This is a genomic window from Pannonibacter indicus, assembly GCF_001418225.1.
Lineage (GTDB): Bacteria > Pseudomonadota > Alphaproteobacteria > Rhizobiales > Stappiaceae > Pannonibacter > Pannonibacter indicus.
Map to the genome: position 1 here is coordinate 132,308 of NZ_LIPT01000002.1, position 14,105 is coordinate 146,412.

Sequence of the window (14,105 nt, forward strand, 5' to 3'; positions counted from 1 at the left end):
CATTCCCGTACGGGAAAGTGGCTCACTCAGCCGCGTTGCGCGAAGCCGGAGCTGCAGCCAGAACGGAGCTGTCCACCGCGTCTTCGAACTTGGCGAAGTTGTCGATGAACATCTGCACCAGCTTCTTGGCCTGCGCGTCATAGGCGGCCTTGTCGGCCCAGGTTTCGCGCGGGTTCAGGATGGCGCTGTCGACGCCCGGCACGGCTTCCGGAACGGCAAAGCCGAAGTTCGGGTCCATGCGGAAGGCGGCATTCTTCAGCGAGCCATCCAGCGCGGCGCGCAGCAGCGTGCGGGTTGCCTTGATCGGCATGCGGCTTCCGGTGCCATAGGCGCCGCCCGTCCAGCCGGTGTTCACCAGCCAGCAGTCCACGCCCTGCTCGGCGATGAGGTCACGCAGCAGGTTGCCGTATTCGCTCGGGTGGCGCGGGATGAAGGGTGCGCCGAAGCAGGTTGAGAAGGTCGCCTGCGGCTCGGTGACGCCCTTTTCCGTGCCGGCCACCTTGGCGGTGTAGCCGGAAAGGAAGTGATACATGGCCTGCGCCGGGGTCAGACGGGCGATCGGAGGCATCACGCCGAAGGCATCGGCGGTCAGCATGATGATCGTCTTCGGCTGCGGAGCGACGCCGGTGGCGCTGGCATTCGAGATGAAGTGGATCGGATAGGCCGCACGGGTGTTCTCGGTTTTCGAGCCATTGTCGAAGTCCGGCACGCGGGCTTCATCCAGCACCACGTTTTCCAGCACGGTGCCGAAGCGCTGCGTCGTGGAGAAGATCTCCGGCTCGGCTTCCTTCGACAGCTTGATGGTCTTGGCGTAGCAGCCGCCTTCGAAGTTGAAGACGCCGGTCTTGCCCCAGCCGTGCTCGTCGTCACCAATAAGTGTGCGCTCCGGATCAGCGGAGAGCGTGGTCTTGCCGGTGCCCGACAGGCCGAAGAAGACAGCCGTGTCGCCGTCCTTGCCGACGTTGGCAGAGCAATGCATCGGCATGACGCCCTGCGGCGGCAGCAGGTAGTTGAGGAAGGTGAAGACGGACTTCTTCATCTCGCCGGCATAGGACGTGCCGCCGATGAGCACGATCATGCGCGACAGGTCGCAGGCTATGACCGTTTCGGAACGGCAGCCGTGACGGGCCGGATCGGCCTTGAAGTCCGGCAGATCGATGATCGTCATCTTCGGCACGAAGGTGGCCAGATCTTCCGCCTTCGGCCGGATCAGCAGGTTGCGGATAAACAGCGAGTGCCAGGCAAACTGGGTATAGACACGCACGGGAAGACGATAGGCTGCCTCGGCGCCACCGTAGAGATCCTGCGCGAACAGATCCTTACCCTTGGCATGATCGAGGAAGTCGCCCAGCAGAACGTCGAACTGCTCCGGCGTCATCTTCGCGTTGTTGTCCCACCAGACCTGATCTTCGGTCGAAGCATCACAGACAACGAACTTGTCCTTCGGCGAACGGCCCGTGTGGGTGCCGGTGTCAGCCACCAGAGCCCCGCCGGCCGACAGCCGCGCCTCACCGCGCTGCAGCGCGTATTCGTAAAGAGACGGCTCGTTCTGGTTCCAATAAATCGCACCGAGCCCCGTCAGGCCGATTGTTTCAAGGCCGCAGGCCGGGTTCCGGACACCTGTCTCTTTCATGATCGCGCAGTCCCTTAATCTGTCTACACGCGCCGGAGGACCAGGGGATCGCACCTGATCTGCTGCCCCTCAAGTCCCGGCGCAGGCGGACCCTAGTTGATCTGCCACTGCGCAACAAGAGAACAGAAAGGATGATTTGACCATTTAATCGATTAAAAAACAAAGACTTGGCAGAACGATTTATTTTGGACCGTGAATTTAAGCAAAACTGTGACGCAGAGCACTTTGTCTTTCGCAGATCACACCCACATGACAGACGGGCGCCGAGGTTCCCGCCTTACAAAAACGGCGGCTAATGGAACCGGCAGAAGATTAAAGAGTTGGTATGCAATTGCCTTTGCCTTATTTTATGCGCAATTGCGGGGCCAAAGGCTGAAGGTGAGTTACGACATTGACGGATCAAAGGACGAAGACCCGCATCATGCCGACTATTGCACTCGTCGACGATGACCGTAACATCCTGACTTCGGTTTCCATTGCACTGGAATCGGAAGGATACAGGGTCCAGACCTATACGGATGGCGCTTCCGCCCTGGATGGTCTTCTCAGCGACACCCCCAATCTCGCGATCTTCGACATCAAGATGCCGCGGATGGACGGGATGGAACTGCTGCGCCGCCTGCGCCAAACCTCGGATCTGCCGGTGATCTTCCTCACCTCCAAGGATGACGAGATCGACGAGCTGTTCGGCCTGAAGATGGGCGCGGACGATTTCATCCGCAAACCCTTCTCCCAGCGCCTGCTGGTGGAGCGTGTGCGCGCCGTGCTGCGCCGGGTACAGCCGCGCGATGCCTCCGCCCCGCGCGAGGATGGCGACAAGCTGCTGGAACGCGGCCAGCTTCTGATGGATCAGGAGCGCCACACCTGCACCTGGAACGGCAAGCCGGTGACGCTGACCGTGACCGAGTTCCTCATCCTCTCGGCGCTGGCCCAGCGCCCGGGCGTGGTGAAGAGCCGAAATGCACTGATGGATGCGGCCTATGATGATCAGGTCTATGTGGACGACCGGACCATCGACAGCCACATCAAGCGCCTGCGCAAGAAATTCAAGATGGTGGACGACGACTTCGACATGATCGAGACCCTTTATGGCGTCGGCTACCGGTTCCGGGAGACCTGAGGGTTCCTGACGCCAGATGGCAACTGACACCGGGGAAGACATGCGCCTTCACACGAAGGAGCAAGATGGCAACGCCCGCGCAGAGGACAGCGCGGGCGAACGCACGTCTCCGGCTGCCCTGCGCCACCTTGGCAACCCGCGCCTGCGCCGGAGGTTCCTGAACCGGGCCGGGGCACTGCTCGGCACCTATGTCTTCTCCTCTCTGACCCGGCGCATCGTGGTGCTGAACCTCGCCGGCCTCATCGCCCTGGTCTCCGGCATTCTCTACCTGAACCAGTTCCGCGCCGGGCTGATCGACGCCCGTGTGCAGAGCCTTCTGACGCAGGGCGAGATCATCGCCGGCGCCATCGCCGCCTCGGCCACGGTGGACACGGGCGCCATTACGGTTGACCCGGAACGCCTATTGCAGATGCAGGCGGGCGAAACCCTGATGCCCAGCACCACCACGTTGGAATCCCTCGATTTCCCGGTCAATCCCGAGCGTGTCGGGCCGGTGCTGCGGCGGCTGATCTCGCCGACCAAGACCCGCGCCCGGATCTATGACACGCAAGGCATGCTGATCCTTGATTCGCGCCAGCTTTACAGCCAGGTGATGCGCTACGACCTGTCCCCGCCCACGGTGCAGGAGGACGGCTTCTTTGACCGGATCTGGCAGTCGGTGAAGATCTGGCTGCGGCGCGGCGACCTGCCGGTCTATCAGGAAGCCGGTGCCGGTGACGGGCTGATCTATCCTGAGGTGGAAGCCGCCGTTTCCGGCTCCCCCGCCAGCATCGTGCGCCTGTCGCCGCGCGGCGAGCTGATCGTCTCGGTGGCCGTGCCGATCCAGCGGTTCCGGCAGGTGGTGGGCGCGCTGCTGCTCTCCACGCAAGGGGGAGACATTGACGCCATCGTCAGCGCCGAACGGATCGCGATCATCCGCGTGTTCATGGTGGCCGCAGGCGTCATGCTCGTCATGTCGATCCTGACGGCCGGCACCATTGCCGGCCCCGTGCGCCGCCTTGCTGCGGCGGCTGAGCGGGTGCGGCGCGGCGGCAAGTCACGTCAGGAGATCCCGGAGTTTTCCGACAGGCAGGACGAAATCGGCCATCTTGCCCGCTCCTTCCGCGACATGACCAATGCGCTCTATAACCGCATGGATGCCATCGAGCGCTTTGCGGCCGATGTGGCGCATGAATTGAAAAACCCGCTGACCTCGCTGCGCAGCGCCGTGGAAACCCTGCCGCTGGCGAAATCGGACACTTCGCGCGCGCGCCTGCTGGAGGTGATCCAGCATGACGTGCGCCGCCTCGACCGCCTGATCACCGACATTTCCGATGCCTCGCGGCTGGATGCGGAACTGGCGCGCGGCAGTGCGGAAGCGCTGGATGCCAGCCGCCTGTTGCGCAATGTTGCCGACATGGCCAACCAGCGTGCCGCCGAAGATGCACCGCGCGTGATCCTGACCATCGCGGACGTGAAGAATGCGGATGTGAAGGGCAGCAGCACCCGTCAGGACCGGCATGCCGACAAGGCCGCCGAAAAGGCGGAGGAGAAAGGCTATCTGATCCTCGGCCATGACAGCCGTCTGGCGCAGGTGATCAACAATCTGATCGACAATGCCCGCTCCTTCTCGCCCCCCGGCGGCACCGTGCGCATTGGCGCCAGCCGCACAGGCAACACGGTTGTCATCACCGTTGATGATGACGGCCCCGGCATCCGGGCCGAGAAGATCGAGCGCATCTTCGAGCGCTTTTATACCGACAGGCCCGATGGCGAGGCCTTCGGCAACAACTCCGGCCTTGGCCTGTCGATCTCGCGCCAGATCATCGAGGCGCACCGGGGCACGATCACGGCGGAAAACCGCACTGAGACCGATCCGGAAACCGGTGAGAAGACCATTCTGGGTGCGCGCTTCATCATCACCCTGCCCGCAGGCGGCAGCGCATGAGCGGCCATGCAGCTCATGGCGGCCTGCTGGTGCATGGCTGCGCGGTCATCCTCGGCACCACGGGTGTGCTGATCCGCGGCCCCTCGGGCTCCGGCAAGTCGAGGCTGGCGGCAGAACTGGTCGAGCGGGCTGGCCGCAACGGCCATTTCGCCGCCCATGTGGCCGATGACCAGTGCCTGCTGGATGCCACAGAGGCAGGTCTGAGGGCGCGGGCGCCGCAGACCATCTCCGGGCTGGCGGAGCTGCGCGGGCGCGGCATCGTGCCGGTTCTCCATGAGCCTGCGGCCCTGATCAGCCTTGTGGCCGATCTTGAGCCGGCAGCAGAACTCGAGCGCATGCCGGAGGCAGATGCCCTTTCCACGGTGCTGCTGGACCGGCTGATTGCCCGCCAGCCGGTGCCCTCCGGCGATGCGGCAGGCGCAGTGGCCTTGATCCGGGAGGCCCTGCGCGCGATTTATCCGGGAAAGCGGCCGCCTGTTTAGGCCGTGTTAATGAGAAAACTGCTTGCTTTGGGCGCCACGCTTGCCGACATTGCGGCAACAGCGTTCAGATCCGGCGCAAGCCCCGGGAAACCGGACAGACCGGACCCACGACGAAAGACACAGGTCGGCAAGGCATGATTGGACTGGTACTCGTGACCCATGGCCGCTTGGCGGAAGAGTTCAAGGCGGCACTTGAGCACGTGGTTGGCCCGCAGACGCAGGTCGCAACGATTGCGATCGGCCCGGAGGACAACATGGAGCAGCGCCGCCAGGATATCCTCGGCGCTGTCGAGGAGGTGAACACCGGCGCAGGTGTCGTGCTCCTGACCGACATGTTCGGCGGCACGCCCTCGAACCTCGCCATCTCCGTAATGGACGGCAAGACCATCGAGGTAATTGCCGGGGTGAACCTGCCGATGCTGATCAAGCTGGCGAGCGTGCGCGCCGACCGGGGCCTTGCCGATGCGGTGGAGGAAGCCCGCAAGGCCGGCCAGAAATACATCTCCGTCGCCAGCCAGGTTCTGTCCGGCAACGGCTGACGCCAGCGCCCCGAAGAAAGTCACTGACCACGATGGATGCCGCGCCAAACATGACACGCCTCGAACGCAGCCTGCTGATCGTCAACCAGCGCGGTCTCCACGCCCGCGCCTCCGCCAAGCTGGTGAAGCTGGTGGATACGTTCAACGCGGATGTGCGCGTGTCAAAGGACGGACAGACCGTCGGCGGCACCTCGATCATGGGCCTGATGATGCTGGCCGCAGCACCCGGCTGCTGCATCCACGTGGAAGTGACCGGCCCCGAAGCCGAAGCCGCCCTGACCGCCATCGCCGCGCTTGTGGCGGACAAGTTTGGCGAGGAAGATTGAGGGGCGCTGCTTCCTCACACGCTCAACCGGGATATTACATCTATTTATATTTGCAGTTTTTATCTTTCTCATTTGACCGGCTTCAGTTCTGGCCGATACTTTATCTGAAGCTTGACGCATAAGGGTGCTCACTAATGAGTGCGCCATCAGCAGCCATTGGAACGGGTTTCTATACGGCAGGCGACGCAGCCCGCCTGCTTGGCATACCTGTGCGCAGCATCCGCCGCTGGCTTGGCGGCTACAGCTACAAGCATGGTGCGGAACATGTTCAAGTGCCCCCCTCTGGCAGCCACAGCTCCAGACAGACGATGACACTCTCGAGTTGGGCTTCAGGGACCTGATAGAACTTCGGTTCGTGAAGGAATTCATCAGTGCAGGACTTGCAGTCCAGACAATCAGGCGCTGTCTCATCCATGCTCAGGAGTGTGTCGGGGCCTCACATCCATTTTCGACCCAGCGCTTCCTGACCGATGGACGGACCATATTTCTCAACAGTGTTTCACCTGACGACCAGGAAACACTGCTTGACCTGCGCCAGAAACAATATGTCCTGAAGAGCGTGATTGAGCGGACGTTCAAGGATCTTGATATTGAAGAGGGCTCGGTTACCCGCTGGCGGCCGTTCAAGGGAAAGCCTTCCATCATCATCGACCCGGACCTTGTTTTCGGCCAGCCAACGACTGCTCACTACAACATTCCCACCATTACCCTGGCACAAGCGGTCAAAGCCGAGGGATCAGAGCAGCTGGTTTCAGAACTTTATGAGGTTCCTGTTCAAGTCGTCCGTGACGCCGTCGCATATGAGGAACAGCTAGCCGCTTGAAAGTGTTGTTTGACCATAATCTGTCACCACGCATTCCCCGGGGCATTACATGCCTTGATGGGCGATGGATATGAGATCAATGCTCTGAAAGAAAAATTCGATCCCAGCATCAAAGACGTAGATCTTATCACTGCACTTAACCGCGAAGGGGGCTGGGTTCTGATATCGGGTGACCGGCGCATTACCCGCAACAAGATTGAAAAGTCAGCTTTCCAGTCCTCCAAGATTATCGGGATGTTCCTGTCATCAGGTCTGTATAAATCGCCCGTCCTGAAACAGGCTGAGCGCCTGATTGCTCTGTGGCCTGCCATAGAATCGATCGCTGCAAATGTCGCACCCGGCTCGATGTTCGAACTTCCTCTTAAATCGTTGAAGCCATCATCCTTGCGCTGACGCCCCGCCAACACTCCCTTAACCCCATTCCCACATTTCCTTCCTCATATAAAGAAATCTTTATATCCGCATTGATAGGGCTGAAAGGCCGCTATATAAGGAGCGGAACGGGATTCCGGGGCTGTTGCCGTGAGGCGGGCAGGCCTGGCCGGGTGCAGTGCACCTTCGTGCCGCCGTTGGGTGGCTGCTGAAAACAGATCAGAACAGGATCAGGTCATGACCGACTATATCGTCAAGGACATCAAGCTCGCCGATTGGGGCCGGACGGAAATCGAGATCGCCGAAACCGAAATGCCGGGCCTGATGGCCAGCCGCGCCGAATTCGCCGCGTCCAAGCCGCTGAAGGGCGCCCGTATCGCCGGCTCGCTGCACATGACCATCCAGACGGCCGTGCTCATCGAGACGCTGGTGGCCCTTGGCGCCGAAGTCCGCTGGGCATCCTGCAACATCTATTCCACCCAGGATCAGGCCGCTGCCGCCATTGCCGCTGCCGGCATTCCGGTCTTCGCCATCAAGGGCGAGACGCTGGAAGAATACTGGGACTATGCCGACCGGATCTTCGACTTCCCGGAAGGCGCCAACATGATCCTCGACGATGGCGGCGATGCCACGCTCTACATCCTGCTCGGCGCCCGCGTCGAAGCCGGTGAGACAAGCCTCATCGAAGATCCGAAGTCCGAAGAGGAAGAATACCTCTTTGCCCAGATCAAGAAGCGCATGGCCAAGAACCCAGGCTGGTTCACCAAGCAGCGCGATCTGATCAAGGGCGTCACCGAAGAGACCACCACGGGCGTGCTGCGCCTTTACGAGATGCAGAAGAAGGGCCAGCTGCCCTTCCCGGCCATCAACGTGAACGACAGCGTCACCAAGTCCAAGTTCGACAACCGCTATGGCTGCCGTGAATCGCTGGTGGACGGCATCCGCCGCGGCACCGACGTGATGATGTCGGGCAAGGTCGCCGTGGTTTGCGGCTATGGCGATGTCGGCAAGGGCTCGGCCCAGTCGCTGGCAGGCGCGGGCGCACGCGTCATCGTCACCGAAATCGACCCGATCTGCGCCCTGCAGGCCGCCATGGACGGTTTCGAAGTCAAGACGCTGGATCAGGTGGCCGGCACGGCTGACATCTTTGTCACTGCCACCGGCAACAAGGACATCATTACCCTCGACCATATGCGGGCGATGAAGGACATGGCGATCGTCTGCAACATCGGTCACTTCGACAACGAGATCCAGGTTGCCGCGCTGAAGAACCTGCAGTGGCGCCCGGTGAAGGATCAGGTCGACATGGTCGTCTTCCCGGACGGCAAGCGCATGATCCTTCTGTCGCAGGGCCGCCTCGTCAATCTTGGCAATGCCACCGGCCATCCGAGCTTCGTGATGTCGGCGAGCTTCACCAACCAGGTGCTGGCGCAGATCGAACTCTTCACCCGTGGTGATCAGTACAAGAATGAGGTCTATGTGCTGCCGAAGCATCTGGACGAGAAGGTGGCCCGCCTGCACCTCGCCAAGCTGGGCGTCTCGTTAACCGAACTGACGGACGACCAGGCCCAATATCTGGGGATTAACAAGACCGGCCCGTTCAAATCGGAGCACTACAAGTACTGATTTCAAGCGCGCGGCACACTATATATTGTGCCGCATGGAATCTGACTTGCGTAGAAGCACAAATGCAGGCCCCGTCCACCCGGACGGGGCCTGTTAACTTTTCATCAACAGACTCTTTAGCGCGATTCCCGAACAAGGTATGGTCAGGACGAATCAGGGGATTGAGGCAGATCCCTGACGACTCCGGCCTCCGGCCGGACTGAATGGCGGCAAAAGAGGTAGGCAGATGCCGGTAGACGGCGGTTCACGCTTGCGCAAGGGCGCAGGGCGGCGGAGACGGATTCTGAAAACGCTCTCCCTCTCGGGCGTGAGCGCCTTTGCCCTCGCCGCCAGCATGGGCAGCAGCCTGGCACAGGCGGCAAGCGCCTCCAACGGACAGTTCGGCGCCGACCAGATAGTCTGGCTGGCCGCCCTTGGCGGGGCCTGCGCCTTTGCCGTCACGGCCTCCTTCGCCTTCCTGCGCAACCGCCGCACCAGCGCTGCCCGCATCGATGCACTTTCGCGCGAGAACCGCGATCTCAAGCTTTTCGTCGACCGGCTGGAATCCATGCTCAACACCGAAGAGCAGCGGATCATCGCCTGGACCGGGCTTGGCGAACGCCAGGGCCTGACGCCGCATGTCTGGGGCAATCTGCCGGACAGCTGCGGCGCACCACGCAGCGCCGCGCAGCTTCTGAGCTTCGGCAGCTGGCTGGATGCGAAATCGGCCGAACTGCTGGAAGATCATCTGGCGCGCCTGCGCAGCATTGGCGAGGCTTTCTGCATCACGCTGGAAACCCGCCACCGTACCTATATCGAGGCTGTGGGCCGCACGGCGGGTGCTGCCTCCGTGCTGCGCCTGCGTGACCTGACCGGTGACCGCCAGTCGCAGGCAGAACTTGCCGCCCGCAACGCGCGGCTCTCCGGCGAACTTTACATGCTCCATGCCCTGCTGGAGGCGATGCCCGCCCCGGCGTGGCAGACGGATGCGGAAGGCAAGGTCAACTGGGCCAACCGCGCCTATGCCCGCGCCGTCGATTGCGCCTCACCCGAGGCGGCCGTCAGCGGCGCTGTCGAATTCCTGGATGCCCCGGCCCGCGAGGCCATGAGCCGCGAGCGCAACGATGACGGCTGCTTCCGCTCACGCATGCCGATTGTGGCAGCAGGCGAGCGCCGCGTCTTTGAAGTGACGGACGTGCGCTCCAACGTTGGCAGCGCCGGCATCGCCATCGATATTTCCGAGCTGGACCGTACCAAGAAGGAACTGAAGCGCACCGAGGAATTTCACGGGCGCACGCTGGACCAGCTGGCAACGGCGGTGGCCATCTACGGCGCCGACCGCAAGCTGCAATTCTACAACGCTGCCTTCCGTGCCCTGTGGGATCTGGACACCGCTTTTCTCGACGGCCAGCCGGAAGATGGCATCGTGCTCGACACGCTACGTGCCGGGCGCAAACTGCCCGAGCAGGCCGATTACCGCGTCTGGCGCACCAAGATGCTGGAAAGCTACCAGTCGCTGGAAGCGCGCGAAAGCTGGTGGCACCTGCCGGACGGCCGCACGCTGCGCGTCATCGCCAACCCGCACCCGCAGGGCGGCGTCACCTATATCTACGAGAACGTGACCGAGCGGCTGGATCTGGAAAGCCGATACAACGCGCTGATCCGCGTGCAGGGCGAGACGCTGGACAATCTGTCCGAAGCTGTCGCCGTGTTCGGTTCTGACGGCCGCCTGCGCCTGTGGAACCCGGCCTTCAGCGAAATCTGGGCCATGCCGGAAGACCAGCTTTCGGTCATGCCGCATGTCAATGACATCGTGAACACCTGCGCCGCCAACACAGGCGAGATGGAAGCCTGGCGCCGGCTGGCCGGCTCCATCACCGGGCTGATGGACAGCCGCACGCATCTGGCCGGCCGTATGGAGCGGCGCGATGGCTCCGTGCTGGATTACGCCACCGTACCCCTGCCGGATGGTGGCACCCTTGTGACCTTCGTTAACGTTACCGACAGCGTGAATGTGGAGCGCGCCCTCGTTGAAAAGAACGAGGCGCTGCAACAGGCGGATGACCTGAAGAACGCCTTCATCCAGCACGTTTCCTACGAGTTGCGCTCGCCGCTGACCAACATCATCGGTTTTGCCCAGCTTCTGTCCGATCCGAAATTCGGCGAGCTTTCCGACAAGCAGGGCGAATACGCGGAATATATCCTGTCCTCGTCCTCGGCTCTGCTCGCCATCATCAACGACATTCTCGACCTGGCCACCATTGATGCGGGCATCATGGAGCTGGACCTCAGCGAAGTGGATGTGGCGCAGACCGTGTCTGCCGCCGTCGAGGGCCTGAAGGACCGGCTGGTCGAATCGCAGATCGTGCTGCGCACCCACGTACCGGACGATATTGGCACCATGCTGGCAGACGAGCGCCGGCTGCGGCAGGTGCTGTTCAACCTGATTTCCAATGCCGTCCGCTATTCCGAAGAGGGTGGCATCATAGACGTAACTTGCAAACGGCAGGGCGCGAATGTCGTCTTCACAGTCAAGGATCATGGCTGCGGCATCCCGCAAGAGATGATCGAGGCCGTATTCAACCGCTTCGTCGGTCATGACTCAGGCTCTAGGCGGCGCGGTGCAGGGCTGGGCCTGTCCATCGTCAAGAGCTTCGTGGAACTGCACGGCGGTCAGGTGGAGATCCAGTCACGGGAGGGGAGCGGCACGACCGTCACCTGCACGTTTCCCGCCAAGCCCGAAGTGACTGGCCGGGTTGCTGCCGAGTAAGCCCGGCATGAACACGCTGCCCTCACTCAGCCTCACCATAGCCGATGAACCCGCCATGGTGCGGCTGGCCGAAGACATGGCCGCCATCCTTGGCCCCGGCGATGTGATTGCGCTCAGCGGTGACCTGGGCGCGGGCAAGTCCACCTTCAGCCGCGCCCTGCTGCGCGCCTTTGCCGGTGACCCCGCGCTGGAAGTGCCGAGCCCCACCTTCACCCTCGTCCAGACCTATGATCTGGGCCGGCTGACCATCTCCCATCTCGATCTTTACCGGCTGGAAGAGCCGGAAGAGCTGGAAGAACTGGGGCTGGAGGATCTGACGGCCACGGGCGCGGCGCTGATCGAATGGCCGGAAAAGGCCGGCCGTTTCCTTCCCGCCAGCCGGCTGATCCTGTCCATCGCCCATTGCGGCGAGAATGATGCCCGTGCGGTGACTTTCTCATTTGCCAGCCCTGCCGCGGAAAGCCGCTGGGCGCAGCGGCTGGCGCGGACGCAGCGCATCCGGGCACTGGCAGAGGAGGCAGGTTTCGCAGGCGCAGAGCGGCGCTATCTGACAGGAGACGCCTCGGCGCGGGCCTATGAGCTGATCCGCACGCCGCAGAAATCTGCGGTGCTGATGAACTCTCCCGCTGCCTATGAACTGGCAAAGCCGGGCGAAATACCCAGCTACAGCGAAACCGTCCACCGCGCCCGCACTGTCGATGCCTTCATCGCGCTGACCGGCGAGCTGCGCCGTCGCGGTTACAGCGCGCCGGAGCTTTACGCCATCGACCGGGATGCGGGCCTGCTGCTGCAGGAGAACCTTGGCGGCGAAGGCATCATCACGCCGGACAGGCACCCCATCGCGGAGCGCTACGCCGCCGCAGCACAGCTGCTGGCGGACATGCACTCGGACACGGACTGGCCGCAGGAGCTGACCGTGACCGGCATGGGCGGAGCCCTTCTGGCCCGCCACATCATCCCGGCCTATTCGGAAAATGCCCTGCTGACGGAGGCTGATCTCTTTCTCGAATGGTATGTGCCCTGGCGTGCCGGAGCGGATCCCGCCACCCTGCCCGCAGCGCCGGATACGCAGGAGCGGGCGGATTACCGCGCCCTGTGGCAGACGGCCTTTGCCCGGATCAAGGATGCGCAGACCGGCTGGGTGATGCGGGACTATCACTCCCCCAACATCCTGTGGCTGGACGGGCGCGAGGGGCACGCGAAACTGGGCCTCATCGACTACCAGGATTGCGTCCTTGGCCCCGTTGCATATGACCTTGCCTCCCTGCTGCTCGATGCCAGGGTGGATATCCCGCGCGCGCTGGAAGACGGATTGCTGACCGGCTACCTCGCCCGCCGCAAGGCGCAGGACGCGGGCTTTGACGAAGAGTTGTTCCGGGCTGCCTATGCGGTCATGGGCGCGCAGCGCATCGCCAAGATCCTCGGGGCCTTCGTGCGGCTGAAATATGCCTATGGCAAGCCGCAGTACATGGCCCACATGCCGCGCATGACGGACTATCTCAACCGCACCCTCGCCCATCCGGCGCTGGCGGAACTGGCGAACTGGTTCCGGGCACGGACTGGCTAGGTCCGTGCAGCGCCTGACCGCACTTGCCTTAAGGGCGCGAAGCAGGCACTGCTAGAGTTTGTCAGGGAAAAGTGGGTACCGGTTTTCCCGAAAAGACAAACGAAACAAAGGCACCAGGTGAGGGGCTCCGGCTTGCCGGCGGCTTCGGTACTTCCTATCTCCGGCAGGCGATTTCAACCGGAGCAGTTTGCAGGTTTCTCATGACGAACGGCGTTTTCCGTCCCCATAGCGCAATGATCCTGGCTGCCGGGCTTGGCAAGCGCATGCGCCCGATCACGGCGACAACACCCAAACCCCTGATCGAGGTGAACGGCAAGGCGCTGATCGACCATGGCATGGACAAGCTGGCGGCTGCCGGGGTGAAGCGCTGCGTCGTCAACGTGCATTACCTTGCCGATCTGGTGGAGGTGCATGCCCGCCGCCGCAAGGACCTTGAGGTCATGATTTCCGACGAGCGCGAGGCCCTGCTGGAAACCGGCGGCGGCATCGCCAAGGCCCTGCCGCTGCTGGGTAATGATCCGTTCTTCGTGCTGAATGCCGACACCGCCTATTGGGTGGAAGGCGTGAAGCCCAATCTGGAACACATGATCGACGCCTTTGATCCGGAGCGCATGGATGCGCTGCTGCTGCTCTCGGACATGGTACACAGCGCCGGCTATCACGGGCGCGGCGATTTCCTGATGGACCCGAACGGCATTCTGGAGCGCCGGCCGGAGCGTTCGGTAGCGCCTTTTGCCTATGCGGGCGCGGCGATCCTGCATCCGCGCCTCTTCCACGATGCGCCGGAGGGCAAGTTCTCGCTCAACGTGCTGTTTGACCGGGCCATTGAGGCCGGGCGCCTGCATGGCACGCTGATGGAAGGCATCTGGCTGCATATCGGCACGCCGGAAGCCATCGCCGAGGCGGAACTCGCCGTGCGCGAAAGCGCAGACTGAAACCCG

Annotated in this window: 12 protein-coding genes; 11 read left to right on the plus strand and 1 reads right to left on the minus strand. The window is 62.6% G+C overall.

The window, feature by feature from the left end:
- Positions 1 to 22: 22 nt before the first annotated feature.
- Positions 23 to 1,633, minus strand: coding sequence for a phosphoenolpyruvate carboxykinase (locus ASC48_RS03565; protein ID WP_055454446.1), 1,611 nt, complete (start codon positions 1,631 to 1,633; stop codon positions 23 to 25).
- Between the two features lie 421 nt (positions 1,634 to 2,054).
- Between ASC48_RS03565 and ASC48_RS03570 the strand changes: the two genes are divergently transcribed.
- The 11 genes from ASC48_RS03570 (at position 2,055) to ASC48_RS03620 (ending at position 14,099) form a co-directional block, all read left to right on the plus strand.
- Positions 2,055 to 2,753, plus strand: coding sequence for a response regulator transcription factor (locus tag ASC48_RS03570; RefSeq protein ID WP_026355512.1), 699 nt, complete (start codon positions 2,055 to 2,057; stop codon positions 2,751 to 2,753).
- Between the two features lie 16 nt (positions 2,754 to 2,769).
- The gene (locus ASC48_RS03575) at positions 2,770 to 4,680 is read left to right on the plus strand and encodes a sensor histidine kinase (protein ID WP_141658862.1); all 1,911 of its coding nucleotides are present in this window, start codon (positions 2,770 to 2,772) and stop codon (positions 4,678 to 4,680) included.
- On the plus strand, positions 4,677 to 5,162 hold the full coding sequence (locus ASC48_RS03580; protein ID WP_055454447.1) for an HPr kinase/phosphorylase: 486 nt from the start codon (positions 4,677 to 4,679) through the stop codon (positions 5,160 to 5,162). The genes ASC48_RS03575 and ASC48_RS03580 overlap by 4 nt, the downstream gene beginning before the upstream one ends.
- A gap of 134 nt (positions 5,163 to 5,296) precedes the next feature.
- Entirely contained in the window at positions 5,297 to 5,701 is a 405-nt protein-coding gene (locus ASC48_RS03585; protein WP_019963681.1) for a PTS sugar transporter subunit IIA, read from the plus strand.
- A 32-nt stretch (positions 5,702 to 5,733) separates the two neighbouring features.
- On the plus strand, positions 5,734 to 6,027 hold the full coding sequence (locus ASC48_RS03590) for an HPr family phosphocarrier protein (protein WP_019963682.1): 294 nt from the start codon (positions 5,734 to 5,736) through the stop codon (positions 6,025 to 6,027).
- A gap of 355 nt (positions 6,028 to 6,382) precedes the next feature.
- Positions 6,383 to 6,850 carry a hypothetical protein gene (locus ASC48_RS03595; protein WP_244269995.1) on the plus strand — a complete coding sequence of 156 codons (468 nt, stop codon included), beginning with the start codon at positions 6,383 to 6,385 and terminating at the stop codon, positions 6,848 to 6,850.
- A 57-nt stretch (positions 6,851 to 6,907) separates the two neighbouring features.
- Positions 6,908 to 7,243 carry a PIN-like domain-containing protein gene (locus ASC48_RS03600; protein ID WP_244269996.1) on the plus strand — a complete coding sequence of 112 codons (336 nt, stop codon included), beginning with the start codon at positions 6,908 to 6,910 and terminating at the stop codon, positions 7,241 to 7,243.
- Between the two features lie 216 nt (positions 7,244 to 7,459).
- Positions 7,460 to 8,848, plus strand: a complete 1,389-nt coding sequence (ahcY, locus tag ASC48_RS03605) for an adenosylhomocysteinase (protein WP_055454448.1) — start codon at positions 7,460 to 7,462, stop codon at positions 8,846 to 8,848.
- Between the two features lie 226 nt (positions 8,849 to 9,074).
- A complete protein-coding gene (locus ASC48_RS03610; RefSeq protein ID WP_208975527.1) occupies positions 9,075 to 11,597 on the plus strand; it encodes a PAS domain-containing sensor histidine kinase in 2,523 nt (840 codons plus the stop codon).
- Positions 11,598 to 11,604: 7 nt separating this feature from the next.
- Complete coding sequence (gene tsaE / locus ASC48_RS03615) at positions 11,605 to 13,164, plus strand: tRNA (adenosine(37)-N6)-threonylcarbamoyltransferase complex ATPase subunit type 1 TsaE (protein ID WP_055454449.1); 1,560 nt, start codon at positions 11,605 to 11,607, stop codon at positions 13,162 to 13,164.
- A gap of 200 nt (positions 13,165 to 13,364) precedes the next feature.
- On the plus strand, positions 13,365 to 14,099 hold the full coding sequence (locus ASC48_RS03620; RefSeq protein ID WP_055454450.1) for a nucleotidyltransferase family protein: 735 nt from the start codon (positions 13,365 to 13,367) through the stop codon (positions 14,097 to 14,099).
- Positions 14,100 to 14,105 lie beyond the last annotated feature (6 nt).

Bases quoted from the DNA above. Each gene is read 5' to 3' on its own strand.
- ASC48_RS03565 (WP_055454446.1), bottom strand. From the start codon at position 1,633: ATGAAAGAGACAGGTGTCCGGAACCCGGCCTGCGGCCTTGAAACAATC.
- ASC48_RS03570 (WP_026355512.1), top strand. From the start codon at position 2,055: ATGCCGACTATTGCACTCGTCGACGATGACCGTAACATCCTGACTTCG.
- ASC48_RS03575 (WP_141658862.1), top strand. From the start codon at position 2,770: ATGGCAACTGACACCGGGGAAGACATGCGCCTTCACACGAAGGAGCAA.
- ASC48_RS03580 (WP_055454447.1), top strand. From the start codon at position 4,677: ATGAGCGGCCATGCAGCTCATGGCGGCCTGCTGGTGCATGGCTGCGCG.
- ASC48_RS03585 (WP_019963681.1), top strand. From the start codon at position 5,297: ATGATTGGACTGGTACTCGTGACCCATGGCCGCTTGGCGGAAGAGTTC.
- ASC48_RS03590 (WP_019963682.1), top strand. From the start codon at position 5,734: ATGGATGCCGCGCCAAACATGACACGCCTCGAACGCAGCCTGCTGATC.
- ASC48_RS03600 (WP_244269996.1), top strand. From the start codon at position 6,908: ATGGGCGATGGATATGAGATCAATGCTCTGAAAGAAAAATTCGATCCC.
- ahcY (WP_055454448.1), top strand. From the start codon at position 7,460: ATGACCGACTATATCGTCAAGGACATCAAGCTCGCCGATTGGGGCCGG.
- ASC48_RS03610 (WP_208975527.1), top strand. From the start codon at position 9,075: ATGCCGGTAGACGGCGGTTCACGCTTGCGCAAGGGCGCAGGGCGGCGG.
- tsaE (WP_055454449.1), top strand. From the start codon at position 11,605: ATGAACACGCTGCCCTCACTCAGCCTCACCATAGCCGATGAACCCGCC.
- ASC48_RS03620 (WP_055454450.1), top strand. From the start codon at position 13,365: ATGACGAACGGCGTTTTCCGTCCCCATAGCGCAATGATCCTGGCTGCC.